This window comes from Shinella sp. M31, from assembly GCF_049199205.1.
Taxonomy (GTDB): domain Bacteria; phylum Pseudomonadota; class Alphaproteobacteria; order Rhizobiales; family Rhizobiaceae; genus Shinella.
Genome location: NZ_JBLZPH010000054.1, coordinates 1 through 24,750 on the forward strand (window position 1 = coordinate 1; position 24,750 = coordinate 24,750).

General features: G+C 64.0%; 21 protein-coding genes and 1 riboswitch. Of the genes, 10 read left to right on the top strand and 11 right to left on the bottom strand.

What is annotated here, in order from left to right:
• On the bottom strand, positions 1 to 1,437 hold a 1,437-nt coding region (locus ACOZKU_RS08340; protein ID WP_421578480.1), incomplete at its 3' end, for an acyl-CoA dehydrogenase family protein.
• 188 nt (positions 1,438 to 1,625) lie between these two features.
• Positions 1,626 to 2,135, bottom strand: coding sequence for a BA14K family protein (locus tag ACOZKU_RS08345; protein ID WP_421578481.1), 510 nt, complete (start codon positions 2,133 to 2,135; stop codon positions 1,626 to 1,628).
• A gap of 173 nt (positions 2,136 to 2,308) precedes the next feature.
• Here ACOZKU_RS08345 and ACOZKU_RS08350 point away from each other — a divergent pair, with 173 nt between their 5' ends.
• Entirely contained in the window at positions 2,309 to 3,403 is a 1,095-nt protein-coding gene (locus ACOZKU_RS08350) for a glycoside hydrolase family 25 protein (protein WP_421578482.1), read from the top strand.
• A 43-nt stretch (positions 3,404 to 3,446) separates the two neighbouring features.
• Here ACOZKU_RS08350 and ACOZKU_RS08355 read toward each other — a convergent pair whose 3' ends face one another.
• Both ACOZKU_RS08355 and ACOZKU_RS08360 read right to left on the bottom strand, forming a co-directional pair.
• Entirely contained in the window at positions 3,447 to 4,550 is a 1,104-nt protein-coding gene (locus ACOZKU_RS08355; protein WP_421578483.1) for a 2Fe-2S iron-sulfur cluster-binding protein, read from the bottom strand.
• A gap of 1 nt (position 4,551) precedes the next feature.
• Positions 4,552 to 5,793, bottom strand: coding sequence for an aromatic ring-hydroxylating oxygenase subunit alpha (locus tag ACOZKU_RS08360; RefSeq protein WP_421578484.1), 1,242 nt, complete (start codon positions 5,791 to 5,793; stop codon positions 4,552 to 4,554).
• Between the two features lie 105 nt (positions 5,794 to 5,898).
• Positions 5,899 to 6,107: riboswitch (cobalamin riboswitch) on the bottom strand.
• Positions 6,108 to 6,419: 312 nt separating this feature from the next.
• On the opposite strand from ACOZKU_RS08360, the gene ACOZKU_RS08365 reads away from it, so the two are divergent.
• Positions 6,420 to 7,034, top strand: coding sequence for a DUF6656 family protein (locus tag ACOZKU_RS08365; RefSeq protein WP_421578485.1), 615 nt, complete (start codon positions 6,420 to 6,422; stop codon positions 7,032 to 7,034).
• A gap of 57 nt (positions 7,035 to 7,091) precedes the next feature.
• Here ACOZKU_RS08365 and ACOZKU_RS08370 read toward each other — a convergent pair whose 3' ends face one another.
• Entirely contained in the window at positions 7,092 to 8,141 is a 1,050-nt protein-coding gene (locus ACOZKU_RS08370) for a diguanylate cyclase domain-containing protein (protein WP_421578486.1), read from the bottom strand.
• 157 nt (positions 8,142 to 8,298) lie between these two features.
• On the opposite strand from ACOZKU_RS08370, the gene ACOZKU_RS08375 reads away from it, so the two are divergent.
• Both ACOZKU_RS08375 and ACOZKU_RS08380 read left to right on the top strand, forming a co-directional pair.
• Positions 8,299 to 9,273: an L-threonylcarbamoyladenylate synthase gene (locus ACOZKU_RS08375; RefSeq protein ID WP_421578487.1), complete on the top strand. Its 975-nt coding sequence runs from the start codon at positions 8,299 to 8,301 to the stop codon at positions 9,271 to 9,273.
• 16 nt (positions 9,274 to 9,289) lie between these two features.
• Positions 9,290 to 10,720, top strand: coding sequence for an FAD-binding oxidoreductase (locus ACOZKU_RS08380; RefSeq protein WP_421578488.1), 1,431 nt, complete (start codon positions 9,290 to 9,292; stop codon positions 10,718 to 10,720).
• A gap of 2 nt (positions 10,721 to 10,722) precedes the next feature.
• Here the strand turns inward: ACOZKU_RS08380 and ACOZKU_RS08385 are convergent, their stop codons facing one another.
• Entirely contained in the window at positions 10,723 to 13,044 is a 2,322-nt protein-coding gene (locus ACOZKU_RS08385; RefSeq protein WP_421578489.1) for a DUF1217 domain-containing protein, read from the bottom strand.
• Positions 13,045 to 13,329: 285 nt separating this feature from the next.
• On the opposite strand from ACOZKU_RS08385, the gene ACOZKU_RS08390 reads away from it, so the two are divergent.
• The 3 genes from ACOZKU_RS08390 (at position 13,330) to ACOZKU_RS08400 (ending at position 15,793) form a co-directional block, all read left to right on the top strand.
• Positions 13,330 to 13,893, top strand: a complete 564-nt coding sequence (locus ACOZKU_RS08390) for a DUF6101 family protein (RefSeq protein ID WP_314087211.1) — start codon at positions 13,330 to 13,332, stop codon at positions 13,891 to 13,893.
• 247 nt (positions 13,894 to 14,140) lie between these two features.
• Positions 14,141 to 14,311, top strand: a complete 171-nt coding sequence (locus ACOZKU_RS08395) for a hypothetical protein (protein ID WP_421578490.1) — start codon at positions 14,141 to 14,143, stop codon at positions 14,309 to 14,311.
• 111 nt (positions 14,312 to 14,422) lie between these two features.
• Positions 14,423 to 15,793 carry a class I SAM-dependent methyltransferase gene (locus ACOZKU_RS08400; RefSeq protein WP_421578491.1) on the top strand — a complete coding sequence of 457 codons (1,371 nt, stop codon included), beginning with the start codon at positions 14,423 to 14,425 and terminating at the stop codon, positions 15,791 to 15,793.
• 53 nt (positions 15,794 to 15,846) lie between these two features.
• Here the strand turns inward: ACOZKU_RS08400 and ubiA are convergent, their stop codons facing one another.
• A complete protein-coding gene (gene ubiA, locus ACOZKU_RS08405) occupies positions 15,847 to 16,812 on the bottom strand; it encodes a 4-hydroxybenzoate octaprenyltransferase (protein WP_421578492.1) in 966 nt (321 codons plus the stop codon).
• A 60-nt stretch (positions 16,813 to 16,872) separates the two neighbouring features.
• Complete coding sequence (locus ACOZKU_RS08410; protein WP_421578493.1) at positions 16,873 to 17,682, bottom strand: MipA/OmpV family protein; 810 nt, start codon at positions 17,680 to 17,682, stop codon at positions 16,873 to 16,875.
• 166 nt (positions 17,683 to 17,848) lie between these two features.
• On the opposite strand from ACOZKU_RS08410, the gene ACOZKU_RS08415 reads away from it, so the two are divergent.
• The 3 genes from ACOZKU_RS08415 (at position 17,849) to ACOZKU_RS08425 (ending at position 20,005) form a co-directional block, all read left to right on the top strand.
• Positions 17,849 to 18,088: a hypothetical protein gene (locus tag ACOZKU_RS08415; RefSeq protein ID WP_421578494.1), complete on the top strand. Its 240-nt coding sequence runs from the start codon at positions 17,849 to 17,851 to the stop codon at positions 18,086 to 18,088.
• Positions 18,089 to 18,165: 77 nt separating this feature from the next.
• Complete coding sequence (purD, locus tag ACOZKU_RS08420) at positions 18,166 to 19,437, top strand: phosphoribosylamine--glycine ligase (RefSeq protein ID WP_421578495.1); 1,272 nt, start codon at positions 18,166 to 18,168, stop codon at positions 19,435 to 19,437.
• Positions 19,438 to 19,543: 106 nt separating this feature from the next.
• A complete protein-coding gene (locus ACOZKU_RS08425; RefSeq protein WP_421578496.1) occupies positions 19,544 to 20,005 on the top strand; it encodes a plant virulence effector HPE1-like domain-containing protein in 462 nt (153 codons plus the stop codon).
• Positions 20,006 to 20,105: 100 nt separating this feature from the next.
• Here the strand turns inward: ACOZKU_RS08425 and ACOZKU_RS08430 are convergent, their stop codons facing one another.
• The 3 genes from ACOZKU_RS08430 to ACOZKU_RS08440 all read right to left on the bottom strand — a co-directional run bounded on the left by ACOZKU_RS08430 (position 20,106) and on the right by ACOZKU_RS08440 (position 24,738).
• Positions 20,106 to 20,591 (bottom strand): DUF523 domain-containing protein, encoded by a 486-nt coding sequence (locus ACOZKU_RS08430; protein ID WP_421578497.1) that lies wholly within the window; start codon positions 20,589 to 20,591, stop codon positions 20,106 to 20,108.
• 13 nt (positions 20,592 to 20,604) lie between these two features.
• Entirely contained in the window at positions 20,605 to 22,719 is a 2,115-nt protein-coding gene (gene glyS / locus ACOZKU_RS08435) for a glycine--tRNA ligase subunit beta (RefSeq protein ID WP_421578498.1), read from the bottom strand.
• A gap of 84 nt (positions 22,720 to 22,803) precedes the next feature.
• Positions 22,804 to 24,738 carry a DUF2207 domain-containing protein gene (locus ACOZKU_RS08440; protein ID WP_421578499.1) on the bottom strand — a complete coding sequence of 645 codons (1,935 nt, stop codon included), beginning with the start codon at positions 24,736 to 24,738 and terminating at the stop codon, positions 22,804 to 22,806.
• Positions 24,739 to 24,750: the final 12 nt, after the last annotated feature.

Below are 24,750 nucleotides of genomic sequence, written 5' to 3' on the forward strand. Positions count from 1 at the left end.
GGCGGCACGCGCTTTGGCAGCGATGTCGCGCAGTTCCGCGATGAAGCCCTTGATATGGTTGCCATCCGACAGCGGCAATTTGCGCGTCACGAGGTCGATCGCCTGGATGCCGTTGGTGCCCTCGTAGATGGGGGCGATGCGGGCGTCGCGATACAGGCGCGCCGCGCCGGTTTCCTCGATGAAGCCCATGCCGCCATGCACCTGCACGCCGAGCGAGGACACGTCGACGCCGGCATCGGTAGCGAAGCTTTTGGCGATGGGGGTGAGCAGGCTGGCGCGCTCGGCCCAATGTTTCGCGTCCTCGCCATGCGCCATGTCGACAGCGTGGGCGCAGGCATAGGTGATGGCGCGTGCGCCCTGGGTCAGCACCTTCATGGTGAGCAGCATGCGGGCGACATCCGGGTGCTCGATGATCGGGCTCATACCCGCCCCCTGCCAGCCCGGCGCCTTGCCCTGCGTGCGTTCCTTCGCATAGGCGATTGCCTTCTGCGTGGCGGCCTCGGCAATCGCCACGCCCTGCATGCCGACGGCAAGGCGGGCATTGTTCATCATGGTGAACATGCAGGCGAGGCCGCGGTTTTCCTCGCCGACCAGCCAGCCGATGGCGCCCGGTTCATCGCCGAAGCGGCCGTCGCCATAGATCATCGTGCAGGTCGGCGAGCCGTGGATACCGAGCTTGTGTTCGATGGAATGGCAATGCGCATCGTTGCGGGGCCCAAGCGAACCATCCGCATTGACGAGGAATTTCGGCACGAGGAACAGCGAGATGCCGCGCGTGCCGGCCGGCGCATCCGGAAGGCGGGCGAGCACGAGATGCACGATATTGTCGGTAAAATCATGCTCGCCATAGGTGATAAAGATCTTCTGGCCGAACAGGCGGTAGGTGCCGTCGTCGCGGCGTTCGGCGCGCGTCTTCATCACGCCAAGATCCGAACCGGCATGCGGCTCGGTGAGGTTCATCGAGCCCATCCATTCGCCGGAGACCATTTTGGGCAGATAGGTCGTCTTGAGATGGTCGGAACCATGCGTCGTCAGCGCCTCGATGGCGCCGATCGTCAGCGTCGGGCCGATCGCGAAGGCCATCGAGCCGCTGTTCCACATTTCGAGTGCTGCGACATGCAGCATATGGGGAAGCCCCTGTCCGCCGAAATCCGGTGCTGCGGTCAGCGAATTCCAGCCGCCCTCCGCCCAGGCCTTATAGAGCGCGGGCCAGCCATCCGGCATTTTCACGGCGCCGTCGACGAAGCGGGCACCCTGCTTGTCGCCGATCTCGGCAAGCGGCGCGACTTCCTCGGTGGCAAAACGGCCGGCTTCGGACAGGATGGCATCGACGAGGTCGTCCGTGAGGTCGCCGAGACGGCCACCCTCCAGTGCGGGCGCAAGCCCTGCGACATGTTTCAGCGTGAACGCAATCTCCTCGACCGGCGCCTTGTACATCACTATCCTCCTGCGACCGCCCTTCGGGATTTGGCCCGATGGCCCTGTGCCTGCCGGGCAGATTATTGATTTTTACGTAAACGTCAATCTTCCGCAAAGGCTGCGCATACGAAAACAGGCCACCCGGTTGGCGGACCGGGCAGCCTGTCTTCAGCGCCGGAGGACCATCCGGCACGCTTTGTCAGAGATCAGCGATAGGGCGATACACACTGCCGGCGCGGGCCGCCATAGGGCTGGTAGGTGTTGTCATAGGCGCGATACGAACGGTAGCGATTGGCGCACCAGTTCACATGCGAGCCTCCGCCGGTATAGCCACCGTCATTGGCGATAGCACCGCCGATGATGGCACCGGCACCGAATGCGGCGAGCGGGAACCAATAACCGTTATGATGGCGATAACCCGGGCGTGCATAGCGGTAGCCGCGATGACCACGGTACCAGCCGTGGCGATAGCCGCGGTCACCGCGCCAATGACGATCACGCCGATCGGCGCGCCAATGGCGATTGCCATGGCGCTCTCTCCAGACACGACGGCCTTCATAGCGACCGTTATGATCGCGGACGAGCTGAATGTCGCCTTGCCCGCCGGCTACCTGCACACTGGTCGATGCCAGCGGCATCGCGCCAGCCGGAACGACCGGTGTGAAGGCAAAGAGCGCCGACATCGCGACAGCAAAACACTTTCCTGAAAATTTCATGACTGTTCTCCCAAAAGCGCCGCCTCTCGGAAGAAGATGCGGCAGTTTCGCATAGGAACGTAGCTTACGGTTGTTTGTTCCGACCGGCAGTAAAAACTGCGTTAGCGGAGCATTAACCATATCCACGCACCATGGCCGTTCGCGGAGGACCGGGAATCGAACAGGAGCGTCCATTGCATCAGAACCATCTTTCCGGCCTTGCCGCCCTTCTCTTTTCACTGACGCTGCCCCTCTCCGCCGGGGCGGCCACCATCGAACCGTGGAAGAAAACGAACAATGCCATCGTCATCGATGCCTATGAGTTGAACGAGATCGACTGGTCGGAAATGCTCTCCGATACGCGCATCGCCGGCTTCATCTCCAAGGCGTCGGACGGCCTGCCGGAAAGCTATAGCTGCAAGGGCGAGCACAGCGGCGACACCATCGCCCACTGCAAGACGATGTGGCGCAAATATGCGGTCAGCCGCGAACTCTATGAGACGCGCAGGCTGCTCGCCCGTGCCAAGGGCCTGCTCTGGGGCGCCTATCACCTCGCCCGTCCCGGCAATCCGATCGACCAGGCCAACCATTTCCTCGACTATGCCAATCCGCAGGACGACGAGATGATGGTGCTTGATATCGAGGGCATCGACCCCGACAATTACATGTCGCTCGAGGATGCCCAGATCTTCGCCGGCCATATCAAGACGCGCACCGGGCGCTATCCCGTGCTCTACACGAACCATTCCACCGCCCGCACCATCGCGCTCAACCGCGACAAGTACCGCATCCTCTCGCGCCTGCCGCTCTGGTATGCCCGCTACAAGCCGGGCATCGAGGGCGCGTTCCCGATGGGCAACTGGGACAGCTACGCGCTCTGGCAGTTTTCGGCCGGCGTCAACTGCTCCAAGCGCCGCTGCCCCTACCGCGTGAAGGGCGCCGAAAACGACATCGACGTCAATGTCGCGCCGATGAGCAAGGCGGACCTCGCCAGGACCTGGGCCTTCGGCAGCCTTTTGCCGGAAAAGCCGCAAGAACCGGTCGATACGATGCTGACGGCCTCGATCCCAACCGGCGGCTCGTTCCAGGCAACCGTGAAAGCCGAAGCTGCCGCCGGCACCGGCGCACAGACGACCGGCGCCGTCACGCTCGCCTCGGGCACGGCGTCCTCGTTCCCCGTTGCCGTCACCGCCGAGGTCCGGGCCGGCATCATGGCGAAGGGAACGACCAGCACCACGCTCGGCCGCCGCATGGTCGAAGTGACGCCACTCAACTATCAGGATTTCTGAGCGCCATTCCCGCCGGCGCAGCGTGGCTGCACCGGCGCGTCGCTCACGCCTCGATCTGCACGTCGCCGATCGGCCGCGAGCAGCAGGCGAGGATGTAGCCTTCCTCGATCTCGTCATCGAGAATACCGCCATTGTGGCGCATCTCGACTTCGCCCGAGACCTTCATGACCCGGCAGGTGCCGCAGAGGCCCCCTTCGCAGGCCGCACCGATGCGCACGCCGGCGGCGCGCGCCGTCTGCAGGATCGTCTGCCCGGGAGGGCATGAGGCGTCCTTGCCGGCCATGGTGAAGGTGACGGTCGAAACGGCATTGGCGTCAACGGCCTGTTCTCCGGCACCGGCGCGGATGGCGATCGCCTCCGGGGCGGGCGCATTGGCCGGCTGGAAGCTCTCCTCGTGGTAGCGGTTCATGTCGAAGCCGCAAACCTTGAGCATGTCCTTGACGCCGCGCATGAAGGGTTCCGGACCGCAGCAGAAGACGGTGCGCTCGCGGAAATCGGGTGCGAGCAGCGAGAGGCGGGCGGCGTCGATGCGGCCGCGCAAGCCGTGCCAGCCGTCCCGCGGATTGTGCCCCTCCACGACGAAGCCGAGCGCGAGGTTCGGCATCTGGGCGGCGAGGCATTCGAGTTCCGGCTTGAACAGCAGGTCCTCGGGTTTGCGGGCGCAGGAGATGAAGGCGACGTTGGATTGCGGCGCGCAATCGGCCATCCAGCGCGTCATCGACATCATCGGTGTGACGCCGGAGCCCGCCGAGATGAACAGGTATTTTTCTGCAGGGTAGCGCACGAAGGAAAAGTCGCCGAGCGGCCCGAAGGCCTTCAGCCTCATGCCGGGGCGCAGATGATCGAACATCCAGCGCGTGCCGATCGAGTTCTTCTGCGCCTTCACTGTCACCGCGACGGAGAACGGCCGCGAGGGCGTCGAGGAGAGCGTGTAGGTGCGCATGACCGGCGCGTCCTCCGACACCGGCAGTTCCAGCGTGGCGAACTGGCCCGGCAGATAGCGGAACCAGTTCTTCTGATCGGAGCTGAAGGTGAAGGTCATCACATCGGCCGTCTCCACTGTCGCGGCGATGCATTCGAGCAGGTTATGGCGATCATGCCAGGGATGAAGTTCGTCGAAATGACGAAAATGGCTTGCAATCGTCATGTCAGGCCACCCGCGACATCGGTTTCTTGCTGTCCAGCCGGTCGATCATGAAGTTCGAATACCATTCGACAAACTGCATGACGCCCCCCTCGTCCTCCGGCGAATAGGGGCCGGGCTGGTAGGCCGGCGAGCGGATGCCGAAGGCGTTTTCCTCGACGATCTGGCGGTCCTGGTCGTTGGTCTCAGTCCAGACATGGGTGAGTTCGTCGAGCCGGTAATCGACACCCTCGACGGCGTCCTTGTTGACCAGCCATTTGGTCGTGACCTGCGTCAGTTCAGGGCCGAGCGGCAGGACGCGGAAGGTGATGGCGTGGTCGGCCAGCACGTGGTTCCAGGTCGTGGGATAATGGAAGAGCAGCAACGTGCCGATGCCGCTTTCCAGCACATCGTTCGACAGCGGGCGCTGGACGGCGCGTGCACCGGACATGGTGTAGCTCTCGGCCTCCTGGATGAGCGGCATGCGGGCGGCGCGGAACTGGCCGGTCGGCGACATGCGGAACTCGCTCGGCAGGCCGGCGGCCTCGCATTTTCCCCAATGCGCGGCGATGACAGCGTCGTCCTTGGCGCCCTGCACGCCCGTGGCGGTCGGCGCTTCCGGGTAGGTGCGGCAGAGTTCGGGATGGTTGGCGGCGCAGTGATAGCACTCGCGGTTGTTTTCCCAGACGAGCTTCCAGTTGCCCTTCTCGATGATCGTGCTTTCGAAGGCGACCTTCGTTTCGCCGAGACGGTGGCGGGCGAGATAGGGCTCTGCCGTGCTGCGGAAGGCGGAAAAATCCGGCGCGTCATCGGCAAGGCAGATGAAGATGTAGCCGCCGAGGGTTTCGCAATGGATCGGCTTCAGGCTGTGCTGCGTCCGGTCGAAATCCTCGGCCATGTGGCGGGCGAAGAGCAGCGAGCCGTCGAGCTCGTAGGTCCACTGATGATAGGGACAGACGAGCTTGGCCGAGGTGCCCTTCTGCTGGGTGCAGACGCGCGAGCCGCGGTGGCGGCAGGAATTGTGCAGCGCGCGGATCGTGCCCGAGCGGTCGCGGGTGATGACGACGGGATAGTCGCCGACCTGCACGGTAAAATAATTGCCGGCCTTGGGGATTTCGCAGTCATGGCCGATGAACAGCCAGTCGCGATACCAGATCGTCTCCATGTCGAGCTTGTAGTGGTCGAGGTCGATGTAGAAGGCCTGTTCGAGGCTGTGGCCTTCACGCCGGTTCTTCAGCTTGCGGAGCACGTCACTGCGGATATCCATGGCAATCCTCATAGGTCCAATTGGGGGATGAGGCGCACGGAGGAGACGGCATCCAGGCACGAAAACGCCCGGCATGCACGCTTCCCGGCCGCCCGCCGCAGCCAGTCACGATCTTTTCTCCAGGCTGGTTTCCGGGCTGAGGAGTGGCCATGCAGGACTGAGCCTGCGACCGACGCGGCGCCTTCCCAGACTTGCGTCCAGTGGCTTTTTGCCGCTTTTGCTCCAACACCGTTGCGGGGGCAGCGCCGGATTTCAACCGGCTTCCCAATTCTCCGCCCTCCCTAGAAGGCGACACCTTGAGTGTCTTTATCTAACCGCAAGAATCATCGACCGACATGTCAAAAAACGACACAGCCTCATGATTTGACGACAACAAAGAAATGAAGGAGACACATCGCAGTTGCGACATTTATCAATATATATCAATATAATATGCCTTTTAATTACGCGCATTGGCGCGAGAACAGGCAAGGCGATACCTAAAACGGCAGCTTGTCATATTGCGACCACGGAACCCGCCCTGCAAGGTTTCAGGGGGCAAACGGCAAGGAATGCTTAACGCCGTTTCCATAAACTTCCGCCATCAGGGCGTGCGCGCAAAGCGCCGCGCGAGCAGGAGTGCGCGGGTGCAGCAACAGCAGACGAAGTTTCGCTATTACGATGCCGTCGCCTACAAGCGCGCGAACCCGCCAAAATCCGCCGTGCACACGGAATTCCTGCGCACCGGGCGCATCGACCGCACGCCCGACAATTGGAGCCCGAGCGAGAAGCGCTACCTCTCCTATGCCGAGGTGGCCGAGCGCACGGGCCGCAAGCTGGAACGCGCTGGCTCCGTCACGCATGACCGCATCAACGGTTTTCACCGTGCGATCCAGTTCCCCAAGCTGATCTTCCACCGCACCCTCGCGGGAACGCCGCATCTCGGCTATTGCCACATCACGGTGGCCAATTCGAGTTTCGCGGATTTCCAGAATGTGCAATGGGCCTTCTACATGGCCAATTTCTTTGCCGAGATCGGCGAGGAAGAGCAGTTCTTCGCCGGCATTTCGAAAAAGCACGGCCGCATGTATTTCGCCGTTGCCATCACACCGACGGACCATGAAGGCCGTCTCGCGATCGACCGCAACGTGCGCGGCAATGGCGTGATCTTCCGCACGGATGATCCCAAGCTCGCCATGAAGAACGTGCTGATGCTCGGTGCCCGCAACGAGGCGCTGCGCAAGATCATCAGCGCGCTTTAATTTTCTGAACGCAATTCCGGACGCAAAACCGCTTCACACTTTTGCTGGAATTGCTTCTCACGCCCGATACAGCATCCATTCCTTGCCCGCCGGCACCTCGTCGCCGCGGCCGTAGATGACGATCCGGTCGCCGCCGGATGTCTTGGCTTCGAGGAGCGCCCGTTCGCAGGCCGAGGAGAGGTCGAGCGCGCTGTCGGCGCGATCCGACATGCAGACACCGGCCGATAGGGTGAGATGGCCGAGATTGCGGCTGGTGCGCGGATCGCGCAGCGCCACCGTCTGGAAGGCGGCGCGCAGGAGGTCGATCAGCCGCTCCACCTCCCCTTCATCCGCGGTGTTGAACAGGAAGCCGAAGCGCAGGCCGTCGAAGCGCACTGCAAGGTCGCTCGTCGGGAACGCCTGGCGGATGAGGCCGCCGTAGAAGGTCACGAGATGGTCGGACAGAGCCTCGATCTGGGCGGGTGAGAAGCGGCGCTCCGCATCCACTTCCGCCACCACGACCCCGCAGAGCATCGGCAGGGCGGGGTTCGCATAGACGCGGGCGAGTGCCTTGTTGAAGGCGCGGCGGTTGCCGAGCTTCGTCGGCGGATCGACGAATTTCATCGCCTCGAATTCCGCCATCTCCTTCTGGATGCCGTCCATCGCGGCCGATTGCGCGGCGACCTTTTCCGCCATTTCTGCCGTGTGGGTGACACGCAACTCGGTGGCGCGCTGCAGGGCTTCCAGCGAGCTGCCGAGCGCGCCGCCGACGCTGCCGATCACCTGCGAGGCCTCGCCGATCAGGCGGCCATAATCGTTCAGCGAGGAGCGCTCCTGGCTGAGCAGGTCCATGAAATTGCTCATCTCGTTGCTGATGGCACCCGCCGAGCGCTGCAGCACGCTCGCCTCGTGCTGGTGCGGCAGGTATTTCCGGCCGAGCTCGTCGAGGGCGGCCTGGGTCTTGTATTTGCCGAGCGCGATGAAGTCGCGCACGAGATCCGGATTGCTGCCGGCATAGGCCTCGTAGACCAGCTCGTAATTGCGCGGCAGGCCGTCTATGCCCATCTGCTTCATGGCCGTTGCAACGCGCAAGGCGACGTCGGTGGTCGAGGATTTCCGGTTAGCCATTCAGATGCGGACCTGCTTGCGGGACGTTTCAGCCTGACCGTATCAGCCCGGTCTTTCGGCCGCTCTAATCCGGTCGTTCATATTTTAGCCATCCGCCGAACTCTTGGCATTTGCCGGCAAAGCCCTGTAAAGGAAGCGGCAAAGACGGAAGGGCGAGATGGCTGATATCGTTGATACGCGCACGGATGCGGAGGAAGCGCTGGCGCGCGCCACCGAAACGCTCGGCCGCGGCGTGCCGGTCGCGATCCCGACCGAGACGGTCTACGGCCTTGCCGCCGATGCGACCAATCCGCTCGCCATCACCCGCATCTACGAAATGAAGGGCCGACCGCGTTTCAATCCGCTGATCTGCCATATGGCTGATCTCGCCATGGCGGAGAAACACGCCGTCTTCGACCCGCTGTCACGCGCGATCGCCGAGGCCTTCTGGCCGGGGCCGCTGACGCTCGTGTTGCCCATCCGCCCGGAGAGCGCCATCCATCCGCTGGCGCGCGCGGGCCTCGATACGGTCGGCATCCGCATTCCCAAGGGCTTTGCCAGCCGGCTGCTTGCCGCGTTCGACAAGCCGCTCGCCGCCCCCAGCGCCAACACATCCGGCCGCATCAGCCCCACCACCGCCCGCCATGTCGCCGACGATTTCGGCGCGAAGCTCGAACTGGTCCTCGATGGCGGGCCGGCGGTCGTCGGGCTCGAATCCACCATCATCAAGGTCGAGGGCGAGACGATCCGCCTGCTGAGGCCCGGCGGGCTGGATGCCGCCGACATCGAGCGCGTCACGGGCCTGCCCGTGCAGCGCAACGAGACGGCCGGCGCGACCATCGAGGCGCCCGGCATGCTCGCCTCGCATTACGCGCCGGATGCGCCGGTGCGGCTTGATGCAAGCGAGGTGCGGCCGGGTGAAGTGCTGATCCGCTTCGGGGGCACGCCGCTTCCCGGCGAGGCGCAAGCCGCGCTGGTGCTCGACCTCAGCCCTTCCGGCGACCTTGCAGAAGCCGCCGCCAATCTCTTCGGCTACATGAAACAGGCGGACGCCACGGGTGCCGGTGCGATCGCCTTCTCGCCCATTCCCGCTACCGGCCTGGGCGAGGCGATCAACGACCGTTTGCAGCGGGCCGCCGCCCCGCGCGGATAATATGGAGACGACGACCATGGCTGCCGCAATGCTTTCTCCCGCGCTGATTTCCCGTTTCGCCGCCATTACCGGTCCGGCTTATGCGCTGGTCGATGACAGGGAGATCGCGCCCTATCTCGTCGAAAGCCGCGGGCTTTACCATGGCACCTCGCCGCTGGTGCTGCGGCCCGGCTCGGTGGAGGAGGTCTCGGCTATCCTGGCGCTTGCGACCGAAACCGGCACGGCCATCGTGCCGCAGGGCGGCAATACCGGCCATGTCGGCGGCAGCGTGCCGCGCGAGGGCAAGGCGGATGTCGTGCTGTCGCTCTCCCGCCTCAACCGCATCCGCGATATCGATCCGGTCGGCAATGTCATCGTCGCCGATGGCGGCGCGGTGCTGGCGGAGATCCAGAAGGCCGCGGAAGACGTCGACCGGCTCTTCCCGCTGTCGCTCGGCTCGGAAGGCACCTGCCAGATCGGCGGCAACCTTTCCACCAATGCCGGCGGCACCGCGGTGCTCGCCTATGGCAATATGCGCCATCTCTGCCTCGGCCTCGAAGTCGTGCTGCCGACCGGCGAGGTGTGGAACGGCCTGCGTCGCCTCAAGAAGGACAATACCGGCTACGACCTGCGCAACCTCTTTATCGGCGCCGAGGGCTCGCTCGGCGTCATCACCGGGGCGGTGCTAAAACTCTTTCCGCGCCCGCTCGGCCACGAAGTTGCCTTTGCCGGGCTGAAATCCGTCGAGGATGCGCTTGCGCTTTTCGAACGCGCCGCGAGCCGCTGCGGTACCGCGCTCACCGGCTTCGAACTGATGCCGCGCCTCGGCGTCGATTTCACCACGCGGCACATTCCCGGCGTGCGCGATCCGCTGGCGACGCGGCATGACTGGTATGTGCTGATCGACATCTCGACCTCGGACGCCGCCGAGACGGCGAGCCGCATGATGGAGGCGCTGCTGGGCGAAGGGATCGAGGCGGGGCTGGTCGAGAATGCCGTGATCGCCTCCAGCGAAGAGCAGCGCAAGGCGCTGTGGCACATGCGCGAAAGCATGTCGCCGGCCCAAAAGCCGGAGGGCGGCTCGATCAAGCACGACGTCTCCGTGCCGGTCTCCTCCATTCCGGCTTTCATGGCGGAAGCCGATGCGGCCGTGATGGCGGCCATGCCGGGCGCGCGCATCTGCTCCTTCGGCCATATGGGTGATGGCAATATCCACTACAACATCTCGCAGCCCATCGGCGCCGACAAGCAGGCTTTCCTCGATCGCTGGCGCGAGATGAACCACCTCGTGCACGGCATCGTCTTGAAATACAACGGCTCGATCTCCGCCGAGCACGGCATCGGCCAGCTGAAGCGCGACGAGCTGGCGGCGGTGCGCACGCCGATCGAGATGGACCTGATGCGAAGGGTCAAACACGCCTTCGACCCGGCCGGCATCATGAACCCCGGCAAGGTCGTCGCCGGCTGAGTTTAACCGCCGGTGCGCAGCTGGGCGAGCGACATCATCGTGTCGGCGCTGATGCTGGCGGAGCCGGAGCTGGTCAGCACCGACAAGGCGGGATTGTCGGTCGCCTGGTTGTCGAGGTCGTAGAGCACCGAGAACTTGGTGATCATCTTGGCGACCTTTTCCGGATCCTGCAGGTCTTCGAGCTTCAGGTAGCGCTTGACCATGTTGGCCTGGGCGTCGATGTCGGCGCTGCCCACCTCGTCCGGCAGCTGGAAGAGCGTCTTGAACACCTGGAAAAGTGCGTCGTCAGCCAGAACGTCGTAGGCGCTGGAGATCGTGCCGGCCTTGCGCTCGAAATAGAGCGCGAGGCGTACGCCGGCATTGTCGTTGCCCGCCTCTTCTTCCATCTGCTGGCGCACATAACTGTCGATCGTTTCGTAGATGCCGCGGCGTGATTGGATCTGCGCGTCATCGGGCTGCTGGACCTTGCCCTCGGCGTTGAAATTGAACGAGGCGACGACCTTGCGGTAGGCCCGGTCGCTCTGCTGGTTGACGAAGCTCTTGGGGTCGTCGAGGTCGGAGGCGAAAATCTTCTTCAGGAAGGCGGTGTCAACGCTCTTGGGGTCGATATCGTTGGCTTCCAGCACGAAATTGACGAGGCGCTTGTCGGCCAGCAGCTCATCGACGGATTCGATCTTCTGCATCTGGACGGAGTAATATTTCGCCTCTTCCTGCGCCTTGGTCTTGTCGTCCTCCGTTCCGAAACGGGATTTTTCCACCACATAGGCACGCGAGGTGACGATGATCTCGGCTTCGGACTGGGCCAGCTTCGGCGCGGTGATGTTACCCTTCGCATCAAAATTGAACGCCTTCGCAAGCTCGACATAACGTTCGTCCTTGAGCTGGTACACATAGCTCTTGGGATCGTTGAGGTCGCTTTTCAGCACGTTCTTGATCGTCAGCGCGGAAACCTTCGTCGGATCGAGGCCGAAGGCCTTCAACGCGAAGTCGTAGACCGAGGCTTCGCCGACAAAATCGTTGATCGTCTTGACGGCGCTGATCTGGCTCTTGAAGCGCTTGACGGCGGTCGCATCCGCCTCGTCGTCCTTGTCGTTGTAGGTATTCATATAGGCGTTGCCGATGGTCGTCGTCTGCGCGGCCGTCTGGGCGGTATCGCCGGCCGCAAGCGTGCCGTCTTCCTGGAAGTTGAAGGCATTGCGCAGCGCGAAATACGCCGCCTTGTCCTGACCGCCGTACAAGTTGATGTAGCTTTGTGCATCGTTCGGATCGGCGCTGCTCGTCAGGATGTTCTTGATGGTGGAACTGACGACGGTCACCTTGTCGAGCCCGAAGGCGGTCTTGACGTAGTTCAGCAGGCGCGGATTGTCGACCAGCTCGCTCGCCGTGGTGATGGAGCCGATGGTCTCCTCGAAATAGGCCCGGTTGAGCAGCGCCGCCGCCGATGTCACACGCGGATTGGAGAGCGTGTAAAGCTCGTTCGTCGTTGCCTTCTGGCTGGCGTCCTGAACGCTTCCGGCCGTTGCCGTGCGGTCGGTGTTGAAATTATAGGCTTCCGCCAGCGTGCGGTATTTCTCGACGCCTTTGATGACCGCATTCTGCTTGGTGATCTCGGCCTTGAGCTGGGCAATGCGGGCGGCATTGGTGGCATTGTTCGTCAGCGTCGAAAGCTCGTCCGCAGCCGTCTGGATCGCCGCCACGGCCGCCGTCTTCTTCGGCTCGAACTGCGTATTGAAATAGCTTGCGGGGTCGTTGAGATCGCTCGTCAGCACGCCGCGGACCGTCGCACGCGAATAGGTGCTCGGGTCGATGCCGTAGGACGTGAACATGTAATTGCGCAGGCGATCGTTGTTGAGGAACTGATCGACATTGGTCGTGCTGTCGATGACGATATTGTAGTAGCGCGTCTCTTCCTTGATGGCCGCGCCGGCATTGTTGGCGGTGGCGGTATAGAGGCCGATCGTCTCGTCGAGCTGCACTTCGGTCTGGGCGGAGGCGGTCGAGTCGGCGAAGCTGAAGGCGGCGGCGAAATTGCGGTAGCGCTCGTCGGTCAGGCTGTTGGCGAAACTCGCGCTGTCCGTCAGGTCGCTGTCCAGCACCTTCTTCATGAAGGCCTTGGCGTAGGTCATCTCTTCGAGACCGAAGGCCTTCACCGCGTAGGAATAGAGCCGGTAGTCGTCGAGGAAGTCGTCGACCGAGGCGACCTTGCCGATGTTTTCCTTGTAATACGCCGCGTCGCGGGCATTGACCGTTTCCGTCGCCGTGCGGTTCAGCGACTTCAACATGTCGTTCGCGATGAGGTTGTAGCTCGTATAGGTCGACAGCATCGAGGCACTCTTCCTTCGGATCATACGCAGGCCGATTATACCGTATTTTCGCGCGCGTGGCTTGTCCGGGCCTTTCTCCGCGACGGTTCAAATGCCCCGGGCGATGTTCACTTCTCCTAAACCGTAGCCCGTGCGGTTTTGATAACCATCAGAAAGCGCAAAGTTTTTTTAACCGCGATTTTTAAGCGACGAGGAAGGGGCCACGCCTATTCTCGCCCTCAGAGGACGAAAAGTCCCGATGAGAAGACCGGACACCGGCTCTCAAGGAAAACAAGGGCGAAAGACATGCTGAATACCGTTTCCAAGCCGGCCTGGGCCGGCACCACGCTCCGGCTCGATCCCAAGCGCTTCCCGCAGGCGATGACCTTCGAACTGCGCGGCGAGGGAACCGATGCCACCATCACGCTCGACGAGCGCGGCGCCGTGTTGCGCAAGGTTCTGCCGTCGAGCGGCCTGCCGCTCTCCATCGCGCTGCCGGCCCGCGCCTTCAAGGGTGTCGCCGCCCGCGCCATCGACCATGGCGACGGCGACGTGACCGTAACGCTGGAACTGCATCACGACGACCCGGATCTGTGCATCCCGCTTCTCGTGGCGCATGACCTGTGCGACATCGCCGCCGACTGGCGCAGCTGGGCGGACGCCTACCGCATTCCCATGCTGATGGTGGAAGCCGACGGCGTCGCCCGCCCGCTCGACGATCACCTGACCGGCACGAACCGGCCCGCCAAGCCGCGCCGCCGCCACTCCTACTTTGCCGACCGCCGCCCGCGCTTCCTTGTGCGCCGCACGACGGGCAAGCTCGGCGTGCAGATGAAGATCGACGGCCGGGAGATCATCGCCCGCCGTTGAGCATGCAGATACCATGAGCCCTTGGGCGTCAGCGCTTTCCTCCAGTCGCGACGACGCCCTTTCCCTTCGGCCATTCCGGGCGCGACCGCCTCGCGTCAGGGAATGGACCCAAAGCCGGCCGTCCCCTGCGGCCGGCTTTTTTCGTGCCCTGTTCCCTTCGGAACACTTTTGCCGTGCGCCGCGTGGGAAAGAGCGTTCAACACGAGCGGCCGAAGCCGCAGCGCAGAACGCAAGGGACACGATCACGATGGCAAAGCTCTTCACCACTCTCCTCGTCCAGATCCGCAAGGCCGATGCCGTCCTCATCGAGCGCGGCCGCCCGCCGCGCCGCGGTTTCGAGCTGGCCGTCCATCCCGCAACCCTGCGGCGCCTCGAAGAGCGCAGCGCGACCGGCGGGCGGGCGCCGCGTTACCGGTAAATCAGGGCTTCGAGGGCCCTGTATTCCCCGACATTTCGCCCGCAGCGGTTGACAACAGTCCGTGAAACAGCACATTGCACTCCGGTTTTGAAACGTCGGGAAAGTCTCTTTATGTCGCGTGAACTCGGTACGGAACGGGAACTGCAAGCAACCAAGGCCGTCATCGGAGAATTGGCGAGACATCTCGACGTCAATATCTGCCTTGAGCTTTGGGACGGCACGATCATCCCGCTCGGAACCGGCGCCAAGGACGACATCCGCTTCGTCGTCGCTTCCGCCAACGTTCTGCGCCGCTTGCTGCGCGCGCCGTCGCTGATCAGTGTGGCCGAACTCTATGCGACGGGCGATCTCGACATCGTCGGCGCCAATCCGGTCGATGCGATGCGCCGGGTCGATCATCTGCAGTTCCTCTCGCTGCCGAAGAAGATCAACAAGGTGCGCATGCTGAAGATGGCGCTGCCCATCCTTCTGAAGAGCTATTCCGTTTCCTCCTTCGTCAAGCGCTTCACCAAGACGGCGGCGGCGACGCCCGAGAGCGGCCGCAACGACAAGGAGATGATCGGCTTCCACTACGATCTCTCCAACGAGTTCTACGAGCTCTTCCTCGACAAGGAGATGGTCTATTCCTCGGCCTATTTCCCCACACCGGAGAGCTCGCTCGACGAAGCGCAGCTGAACAAGCTCGACCTCATCTGCCGCAAGCTGCGCCTGGCGCCCGGCGACAAGCTGTTCGACCCCGGCTGCGGCTGGGGTGGCCTGCTGTGCTATGCCGCGCAGCACTATGGTGTCGACGCCTACGGCACGACGCTGTCGGAAGAGCAGTTCGCCCATGTGAAGACCAAGGTCTCCAATATGGGCCTCGGCGACCGCGTGAAGGTAGAGCTGCGCGACTGCCGCAGCCTTGCCGACGACCAGGTCTTCGACAAGATCGCCCAGGTCGAGATGATCGAGCATGTCGGCATCGCCAACCACCAGGATTTCTACAAGTACCTGCGCAAGCACATGCGTCCGCGCGGCGTCTATTTCGGCCAGGCCAGCTTCCGTCGCAACACGGCGCGCCCGGAAGATTTCCCGCGGCTGACGCCCTATATGCAGTTCATCATCAAGTACATCTTCCCCGGCGGCGAGCTCGATCATATCGGCATGACCACCGGTGCGCTGGAACAAGCCGGCTTCGAAGTGCATGAAGTGGAAGCCGTGCGCGAGCATTTCGGCTACACGACCGAGCACTGGGTGCGCCGTCTCTACGACCGCAAGGAAGAGGGTGCCGCCCTCGTCGGCATGCCGCAGACCCGTATCTGGCTGCTCTATCTCTCGCTCTGCGCGCTCTCCTTCCACCGTGGCGCGCTCAATGCGTTCCAGGTCGTCGCCACCAGCCGCCGTTCCGGCGCCTCGGGCATCGGCTTCGACCGCACGACGGAGTACGGCGGCGCGCACCGGATCGACGCCGACGCACCGGCAAGCGTTCTCAAGACCGCCTGATTGAATTGATTGCCTGTTCGACGCCAAAGCGATTTCGCTTCGGCCGGATAGGCTTACGCGAAGGGTAGCGCGGCGATCAGCCCGACGAACAGGATCAGACCGACGACCCCGTTGAACTTGAACAGCGCCAGGCACTGTTCGGGGTCGTCGATTTCCAACGAGCCGATCTGGCGGGCGAGCAGCAGCGCCACGACGGCAAGCCCAAGCCACGCGACAAGCCCCACACCGGCCAGCCAGAAGGCGACCGCGATCATCGCGACCGTCAGGCCGTAAAGGCCCATCAGCCACTGCGCGGTCTTCTCGCCGAACAGGCGCGCGGTCGAGCGCACGCCGATCAGCGCATCGTCTTCCTTGTCCTGATGGGCGTAGATCGTGTCATAGCCGATCGTCCAGGCGATGGCGGCGATGTAGAGCGCGACGGGGGCTGCCGAAAGCGTGCCGAACTCGGTTGCCCAGCCCATCAGCGCACCCCAGGAAAAGGCCATGCCGAGGAAGAATTGCGGCCAGTCGGTAAAGCGCTTGGCGAAGGGATAGATCGCGACGATGGCAAGCGAGGCGACGCCGAGCACCATCGAGAAGGTGTTGAACTGCAGGAGCACGAGGAGACCGGCCAGCGCCTGCAGCACCATGAAGATCTTCGCCTGCCTGCGCGTGACGCGGCCCGACGGCAGCGGGCGCGAGCGGGTGCGCGCCACCGCGTTGTCGATCTCGTGATCGACGAGGTCGTTGTAGGTGCAGCCGGCGCCGCGCATAGCCACGGAGCCGATGAAGAACAGGAGGAGATGCCAGACGAGGCGTCCGCCGCTGAACGTGCCGGCGGATGCCGCCACATTGGCCGCCAGCGCCGCCGACCAGAAGCAGGGCAGCAACAGCAGCTGCCAGCCGATCGGCCGGTCCCAGCGGGCAAGCTGCGCATAGGGCCAGAGACCGCGCGGCAGCACGCGGTAAACCCAGTTCTGCGAGGGGGCGTCCGCTACACGGCCTGAATCGGGGTGACTTGAATCGGGTGTCTGGCTCATCATGCAGCCTTGATCGCAAGCGGCTTGACCGGGGTCAAGCCGCCACGAGGCCGCAGCGCTTTACCGCAACGTGAAATCGAAGCGATAGGTCGCCGAAAGGCCGATCAGGAACTGATCGCGATCGCCGCGCTGCTTGACGAGGCTCGAATCCGCAGCTGGGCCGACGAGGCGCTTGTATTCGGCGAATGCGCTGGTCTCGATCTTCTCGTTGACCTGCCAGGTGATCGCCGCGCCCGCACCGACGGATTCAACACCGCCGTTCGGATTGTAGGCGGCAAGGCCGGACTCGGCGGTCTGGCCGGGCTTCACGCCATAATAGGCGTTCATATAGTCCTTCGAGGCGAGCGTCATGCGCGGGCCGGCGGAAATGCGCACGTCCGGACGGACATCGACGAAAGCATCGGCCGAGAGATCGGCGACGACACCGTGGTGGCTGCGGATGCCGTGGCGCACTTCGCCGCGCACGCGCAGCCAGTCGGTCGGATAGGCCTCGGCGAAGGCGCCGAGTTCACCGCCGAGCTTGACCGGCGTCAGGCCCTTGAGATCCTCGGAATCGTCCTCGTCGCGCGGCATGACCAGCTTGCCGGTGGCACCGGCGCGGAAGCCGCCATTGTCGATGAGCGCGAAGGACGGATTGTCGTTGCGCGAGGAGAAGCGCACCGTGCTGCCGGCCTTGCCGAGCGAGATCATCGGCGAAACTTGGAACAGATAGGACTTGGCGCCCTGATAGCGCGGCGCGGCGAACCCGGCGGCGCCGACCTTCAGATACCAGTCACCGGACCAGAAATATTCGCCGTCGCCGGCCAAGGCGGAAACGGGCGCAAGAATGAGGGCGGCCGCAGTCATTGCGGTCGGGATACGGATACGCAAAACACAGTCCTCGCTTTGCCGGCAGACCCGCCGCGGGCCGCCGAAACCTTCGATTTCATTAGGAATAGCCGCGTTTCATTACCGTTTCGCTAACCATCCCCAAGGGCGGCCTGCCGGAACGATTCGGGCCGGCCGGCGTTTTGCCGGCGACAGAAGGAGATTTCCGATGACCGTCAGCACGATGGAACTGAAACTCAACGCGATCCGCAGCGACGCCGGCCTTTCGCGCCAAGAAAAGATCGCAAAGCTGGAAAAGCTGCGCACCGAAGCCCGCGCCCTCCAGCGCGCCGCCACCGAAAGCGCCATGGTGGAAGACGACGGCTGGTACGAGGACGTGCACCTGATCGACACCGAATTGGAAAACCTCGGCCGCAGCGTGGAGGAAAAGGGCGCAGCCACCCTCTGACGACCCGCAGGCCTTGATCTTTCGCCGCTTTGCCCTTAACCCGCCCTCACAACCAAGGACGGATCGAGGGTAAGGGCATGAAGGTTCTGTTGATCGGATCAGGCGGACGCGAGCATGCACTCGCCTGGAAGCTGGCGCAGTCCCCGCTCCTCGATACGCTCTATGCGGCCCCCGGCAATCCCGGCATCGCGGAATGCGCGACGCTCGTCTCCCTCGATATCGATGACCATGCCGCCGTCGTGTCCTTCTGCAAGGAAAACGGCGTCGGCTTTGTCGTCGTCGGGCCGGAAGCGCCGCTGGTCGCCGGCATCGCCGATGTGTTGCGCGCGGCCGGCATCGCCGTGTTCGGCCCTTCCGCCGCCGCCGCCCAGCTCGAGGGCTCCAAGGGCTTCACCAAGGATCTCTGCGCGAAATACGACATCCCTACCGGCGCCTACCAGCGCTTTACCGATGCCGCGTCCGCCAAGGCCTATATTCAGGCTGAGGGGGCGCCGATCGTCATCAAGGCCGACGGGCTTGCCGCCGGCAAGGGCGTGACCGTGGCGATGACGCTCGACGAGGCGCTGGCCGCCGTCGACGACTGCTTCGACGGCGCTTTCGGCGCAGCCGGCGCGGAAGTCGTGGTCGAGGCCTTCCTCGATGGCGAGGAGGCGAGCTTCTTCTGTCTGTGCGACGGCGTGAACGCCCTGCCGCTCGCCTCGGCCCAGGACCACAAGCGCGTCGGCGACGGCGACACCGGCCCGAACACCGGCGGCATGGGCGCCTATTCGCCTGCACCCGTCATGACAGAAGAGATGGTCGCGCGCACGATGAAGGAGATCATCGAGCCGACGATCCGCGGCATGGCAGCCGATGGCCATCCCTTCCAGGGCGTGCTCTTCGCAGGTCTGATGATCACCGCCAAGGGCCCCGAGCTCATCGAATACAATGTGCGTTTCGGCGATCCGGAATGCCAGGTGCTGATGATGCGGCTCGACAGCGACCTCCTGCCGATCCTGCATGCGGCGGCGATCGGCCGACTGAACAAGGTTTCGGCCGACTGGCGCGACGCCCCGGCGCTGACGGTCGTCATGGCCTCCAAGGGCTATCCGGCCGCCTACGAGAAGAACACGCCGATCCGGTCCATTCCTGCCGATGATGCCGCGACGAAGGTGTTCCATGCCGGCACAGCACTGAAGGATGGACAGCTGGTGGCGACCGGCGGGCGCGTGCTCAATGTCACGGCCGTGGCGCCGACGGTTGCCAAAGCCCAGGCTGCGGCCTACCAGGTGCTCGACAAGGTCGAATGGGACAACGGCTTCTGCCGGCGCGACATCGGCTGGCGCGCCGTCGCCCGCGAACAAGCCTGACGCGGCCGGGCGCAAAACGCCCGGTAGTTCAAAGTTTACCATTTCCCCTGACGGGACCGTAACCGGCGGGCGCTATTGTCCTCTCAACTATGAGGGAGACCCTTTGATGCGCACCCTGCTGACCTTTGCCGTGTTGCTTGCCGCCGCCCCCGCTTTTGCCGGCTCCTTCGAGCCCGTCAGCGGCACGACGACGGGCGGAAGCATCGAGACCGTCAGCTGCGCGGATTGCCCCGCGCTGAAGCCGAAGCGCGAAGCGAGCACCTATCACGTCGACGCCATCGACCCCGGCACGCAGAAGGTCGAGATCCGCGAAGCCAATGGCGAGCGCAAGATCTACCGCACCGAGGCCTGGATGGGCGGCTCGCCGGTGCTGTTCGTCAGCAAGGCGCCGGCCGAGACGGTGCAGGCTGCCGATGCCGCAGCCCCGGCGGAAGACACCACGATTGCGGTGGATGCCACCGCCAAGACGAGCGCGCTCGACGGCGGTGCAGCACGCGATGCGAAGACGGCGGCGATCGCCCCCTCACAGGAGTTTGATCCGGCAGGGTTTGAATTGCGGGTCAACTGACCCCATATTAACGGGACCCTGCCTCTCGGTCCCTCCAGACTGACAGGATTCCGCGCAAGCGGACGGTGCGCCCCTGACCTCAAGCAGGGGCGTATTCGCGTCAGCCGATCGCATCCACGAGCTGGTCGACCTCACGGTCGGAATAGACGGCGATGCCGTTGCGGCGCAGAAACGCTGCCGTCACCCCCTGCCCCGCATGTTTCAGCCCGGAAAACGAGCCGTCATAGACGAAGCTGGAACCGCAGGACGGGCTGCCATCGATGAGCAGCGCATGGCGGCAACCATTCTCATGCGCCACATCGAGCGCGATGCGCGCGCCGTCGATATAGGCCGCCGAGACATCCCCGCCCGAGATTTCCACAACCCGCGCGCGCCCGTCGAGCACGTCGTCGCCATCGAGACCGTTTTCGATTTCCGCCGGCGGGCGCGGCACTTGGAAACCACCTGCCAGCTCCGGACAGAGCGTCACCAGCCGCCCCTCCGCCTTCCAGCGCTCGACAGCATCGTGCAGCAGCGGCTTGGCCGAGCCGTTGTAACGCACCGGCAGACCGGCAAGGCAAGCGCTGATGAGGATTTTCCCGGCCATCAGCGCCCTTCCCTTACCCCGAGATCTTGGAAAAATCCGCAACTGTGCCGGTGGCCGAACGGATGGCGGCCAGCAGCGCCAGACGGTTGGCGCGGATCGCCGGGTCCTCGTCGTTGACGAGCACATCGGTGAAGAACTGATCGACCGGGGCGCGCAGCGTCGAGAGCGCTTCCATGGCCGAACGGAAATCTTCCTTGGCGACGGCGGCGGCCGCATCCTTTGAGGCGCTTTCCACGGCGGCGTACAGCGCCTTTTCCGCATCGAGCAGCAGGAGGGCCGGCGAAACAGCGCCATCGACGACGGTGCCCTTCTTCTCCTCGGCGGCGAGAAGCTGCGTGGCGCGCTTGGTGCCGGCGAGCAGGTTCTGACCCTCTTCCGAGGTGATGAAGGCCGTCAGCGCCTCGACGCGGCGGGCGACCATCAGGAGATCGTCGGCCTCGGGCGTCAGCACGGCGTCGATGAGATCGTGGCGCGCGCCCATGTCGCGCAGATAGACCTTGAGGCGGTCGTGGAAGAAGGCGACGAGATCCGGGTCCTTTGCCGCCGAAGCGAGCGGCAGGCGCACGTTCTTCTCAAGCAGCATGCGGATAACGCCGAGTGCCGCGCGGCGCAGCGCATAGGGATCCTTGGAGCCGGTCGGCTTTTCGTCGATGGCCCAGAAGCCGATCAGCGTGTCGAGCTTGTCGGCAAGCGCCACGGTGAGGCCGACCTTGCCGGACGGAACGCGGTCGGACGGACCTTGCGGCTTGTAGTGGTCTTCGATGGCTTCGGCGACGGCGGCATCCTCGCCCTGCAGCACCGCATATTTGCGGCCCATGATGCCCTGCAGTTCCGGGAATTCGCCGACAGCTTCGGTGCGCAGGTCCGCCTTGGCGAGGACCACGGCGCGGTCGACGAGAACAGGATCGACACCGACAACGGGCGCGAGTTCGGCGGCGAGCATGCGGATGCGCTCGACGCGCGCGCCCTGCGTGCCGAGCTTGGCGTGGAACGTCACGTTTAGCGCATCGAGCTTGGCCATGCGCTGGTCGAGCGGCTTGGCGAGATCGAGGTTGAATTTCGCGGCTGAGGCTTCAAGCGTTTCGAGATCGGGCAGGTTGCCCTGGTCACGCAGCCAGAAGTGTTTGGCGTCCGACAGGCGGGCGCGCACGACCTTGCCGTTGCCGTGCACGATCTCCTTGCCGCCGTCCTTCGCCTCGATATTGGAGACGAGGATGAAGTGGTTGGAGAGCGTTTCGGCGCCCGGCCTGCGGGTGACGAAGCATTTCTGGTTCGTCTTGATGGTGAGGCGGATGATTTCCGAGGGGATCGCCAGAAACTCTTCCTCGAAGGTGCCCATCAGCACCTGCGGCCATTCGACGAGGCCGGAGACTTCTTCCAGCAGGCCCTCGTCCTCGACGAGTTCCAGGCCGTTGGCGAAGGCGATGTTGGCGGCATCCGTCGCGATGATCTGCTTGCGGCGCTCGGCATCAAGCACGACCTTGGCCTTTTCGAGGTTCGAGACATAGTCCTCGAAGCGACGCACGGTGATGGCCTCGGGCGCATGGAAGCGATGGCCATAGGTGACGTTGCCGGCGACGATGCCGCCGACCTCGAAGGGCACGACGCGCGTCTCCTCGGTTTCCGAGCCGAAGGTGCAGACGATCGATTGCAGCGGTCGCACCCATTGCAGCGAGCCGGGCTTGGCGGAGCCGGCGCCGGAGCGCATCGGCTTCGGCCAGGGGAAGTTCCTGATGATGCCGGGCATCACGCCGGCAACGATCTCGTCTGCCGGGCGGCCGGGCTTGACGACATGGGCGACGTAGAAATCACCCTTCTTCGGATCCGAATGAACATGCGCCTCGGAAATCGAGGTGAGGCCGGCCTTGCGCAGAAAGCCCTGGATCGCCTGCTCGGGTGCAGAGGTCGCCGGTCCCTTGATATCCTCGCGCACATCGCTTGAGCGGGCGTTGAGGCCGCGGATGTCGAGCGTGAGCCGGCGCGGCGTCCAGTATTCGCGCGCGCCCTCATAGGTCAAGCCCGCCTCGACCAACGCATCGGTCAGAAGCTTCTTCAGGTCGCCTGCCGCCTTGCGCTGCATGCGGGCGGGAATTTCCTCGGAGCGGAGTTCAAGCAGAAGATCGGGCATGGGCGTTCACAAACATCTGATTTTTCAACTGGCCGGGGACTTAGCAAGCCCCGGCGCAAATGTCATCCGCTCAATGCCGAAAAGTCACCAACCGCCCCCGCCGCCACCGCCTCCACCGCCACCGGAGGAGCCACCGCCGGAGGAGAAGCCGGATGAGGAGCTTTTCGGCGGATCGGGCAGCGAGGATGTCATGGTGCTCGCCATGGAGCCGGCAAAACCGCCCATGCGATCGGAGAAGCTGCCGGAGGAGAAACCGTCGCCGTGATACCAGGCGGGGTGGTAGCTCGCCGCCGCACCGGCCGCGGCCGCCGCCAGCAGCCAGCCGTCGAAGGTCTCGGCCCAGGGCTTTTCCACGCCGAGCGCCACGGCATAGGGCAGAAGCTTCTCGAAATGGCTGGGCGACATGTCCGGCGCGCCGGCCATGTTCATGCGGTCCTTTTCGGCCAGCGTCAGATATTGCCGCAGGCCCTCGATGCCATCCATCATCCTGCGGCCGAGCGGCGTCGGCGCACCCATCAGGAAGAAGAACACGAGATTGGTGACGAGGATGCCGCAGAGCGCGGCGAGCATTGGCAGATGGCCGTTTGCCGCGCCCGTTGCGAAGAAGCCGATGGCAAGGCCGCCGAACACCGTGAGGAAGACGAAGCCGACGAAGGCGATGATGGCGACCGCGAAGATGCGCGCGCCGAGCGAGCGCGCCTGCCGCAGGTTCTGGCCGAGCGCCACGGCGAAGATCGAGATGAAGACCGAAGCGAAGATGGGAACGATGACCAGCGCGATCCCTTCTTCCGGCAGCGAACCGAAGATGAGCAACGCCGCCAGGCAGACGAGCGACAGCAGCACGCCGCCGATCGCCTGCGGCCAGTTGGCGAGATAATATTTGCGGCGATGCTCCCGCTCCATCGCCTCGCGGAAATCCTTGCCGAGCGTCTGCACGCGCTTGCCGTTGGATTTTTCGATGACGAAGAGGCTACCCTCGGCGCGCAATGACGACATCAGCGTCGCCTCCCCCGTCGGCAGGGGCCCCTCGATGGGCTTGGCCGTGCGGGTGACCGTGATGGAGTTCTTGAGGTCCTTGAGCTCGACCAGCCCCTTCACCGCGAGGTTGAGGAAGGAGGCCGATATTGCCGTCCAGCCCTGCCCGCCAAATCCCTTCTCGTCGATATAGTTGACGAGTGCCGGCGACAGGCCCTCCGGCGCATCCCAGCGCGGCACGACGACGCCGGCCGGCGGATCGCGGCCGACGGAGAGCCAGGCCCAGAGATAGTAACCGACGACGAGGATCAAGCCGCCGAAGGCGAGGAAGAGGCTTCTGTTATCCTGAAGGAACAGCAGGCGTTCCTCCGCCGCTGTCGGCTTGGTGATGCTGCCGGCCGGCATCTTCACGCCGATCGTCAGCCCTTCCATGGCGCCGAGCGGACGGGTGGTCTCGAACGTGGCTTGGTTGCCGCGGTCTTGCGCCCGCGCGTTCTTGTCCGTCGCGCCGAGCGGGCCGGTGAAATAGGTCAGTTCCTCCGCCTTCACGCCTTCCGGCAGGGTGACGGTCGCGGTCGCCTGGCGGATCGGGAAGGCCCATTCCGTGCCGGTGACGTTCCAGAACAGTTCGTCATGGCTATCGAAGAAGCGGATCTGCCGCGTCGTCTCGTAAATCAGGCGATAATCGTGGTAGCCGGGATCGAGCAGCACATCGGCAGAGCCGAAATAGATGCGCACGCCGCGGCGGATGCTTTCCGTATGATAGGGCTCGGGGTTACCGTCGCGCTCGACGCTCAGGATCTTGAAGCCGACATGCCGTTCCCGGCCATCGACATCTGCGAAGGTGAGCGGGAAATCGCGATAGATGCCGCGCCGGATCTGGTTGCCCTCGGCATGGACGCGGATTACCTCCGTCACCGTCAGGGTGCCGTTTTTCGCCACCTTGATATCGGAGTCGTAGCGGTCGAAAAATTCTTCCGCCCGCGCCGCAGCCCCGGCGAGGACGAAAAAGCACAGGGTCAGGAAAGCAGCAATCCGCGTCATAAAACGCTCCGG

Coding starts and splice junctions, on each gene's coding strand:
- ACOZKU_RS08345 (WP_421578481.1), bottom strand. CDS start 2,135: ATGAAATTTTCAGGAAAGTGTTTTGCTGTCGCGATGTCGGCGCTCTTT.
- ACOZKU_RS08355 (WP_421578483.1), bottom strand. CDS start 4,550: ATGACGATTGCAAGCCATTTTCGTCATTTCGACGAACTTCATCCCTGG.
- ACOZKU_RS08360 (WP_421578484.1), bottom strand. CDS start 5,793: ATGGATATCCGCAGTGACGTGCTCCGCAAGCTGAAGAACCGGCGTGAA.
- ACOZKU_RS08370 (WP_421578486.1), bottom strand. CDS start 8,141: ATGGCTAACCGGAAATCCTCGACCACCGACGTCGCCTTGCGCGTTGCA.
- ACOZKU_RS08375 (WP_421578487.1), top strand. CDS start 8,299: ATGGCTGATATCGTTGATACGCGCACGGATGCGGAGGAAGCGCTGGCG.
- ACOZKU_RS08380 (WP_421578488.1), top strand. CDS start 9,290: ATGGCTGCCGCAATGCTTTCTCCCGCGCTGATTTCCCGTTTCGCCGCC.
- ACOZKU_RS08385 (WP_421578489.1), bottom strand. CDS start 13,044: ATGCTGTCGACCTATACGAGCTACAACCTCATCGCGAACGACATGTTG.
- ACOZKU_RS08390 (WP_314087211.1), top strand. CDS start 13,330: ATGCTGAATACCGTTTCCAAGCCGGCCTGGGCCGGCACCACGCTCCGG.
- ACOZKU_RS08395 (WP_421578490.1), top strand. CDS start 14,141: ATGGCAAAGCTCTTCACCACTCTCCTCGTCCAGATCCGCAAGGCCGAT.
- ACOZKU_RS08400 (WP_421578491.1), top strand. CDS start 14,423: ATGTCGCGTGAACTCGGTACGGAACGGGAACTGCAAGCAACCAAGGCC.
- ubiA (WP_421578492.1), bottom strand. CDS start 16,812: ATGAGCCAGACACCCGATTCAAGTCACCCCGATTCAGGCCGTGTAGCG.
- ACOZKU_RS08415 (WP_421578494.1), top strand. CDS start 17,849: ATGACCGTCAGCACGATGGAACTGAAACTCAACGCGATCCGCAGCGAC.
- purD (WP_421578495.1), top strand. CDS start 18,166: ATGAAGGTTCTGTTGATCGGATCAGGCGGACGCGAGCATGCACTCGCC.
- ACOZKU_RS08425 (WP_421578496.1), top strand. CDS start 19,544: ATGCGCACCCTGCTGACCTTTGCCGTGTTGCTTGCCGCCGCCCCCGCT.
- ACOZKU_RS08430 (WP_421578497.1), bottom strand. CDS start 20,591: ATGGCCGGGAAAATCCTCATCAGCGCTTGCCTTGCCGGTCTGCCGGTG.
- glyS (WP_421578498.1), bottom strand. CDS start 22,719: ATGCCCGATCTTCTGCTTGAACTCCGCTCCGAGGAAATTCCCGCCCGC.
- ACOZKU_RS08440 (WP_421578499.1), bottom strand. CDS start 24,738: ATGACGCGGATTGCTGCTTTCCTGACCCTGTGCTTTTTCGTCCTCGCC.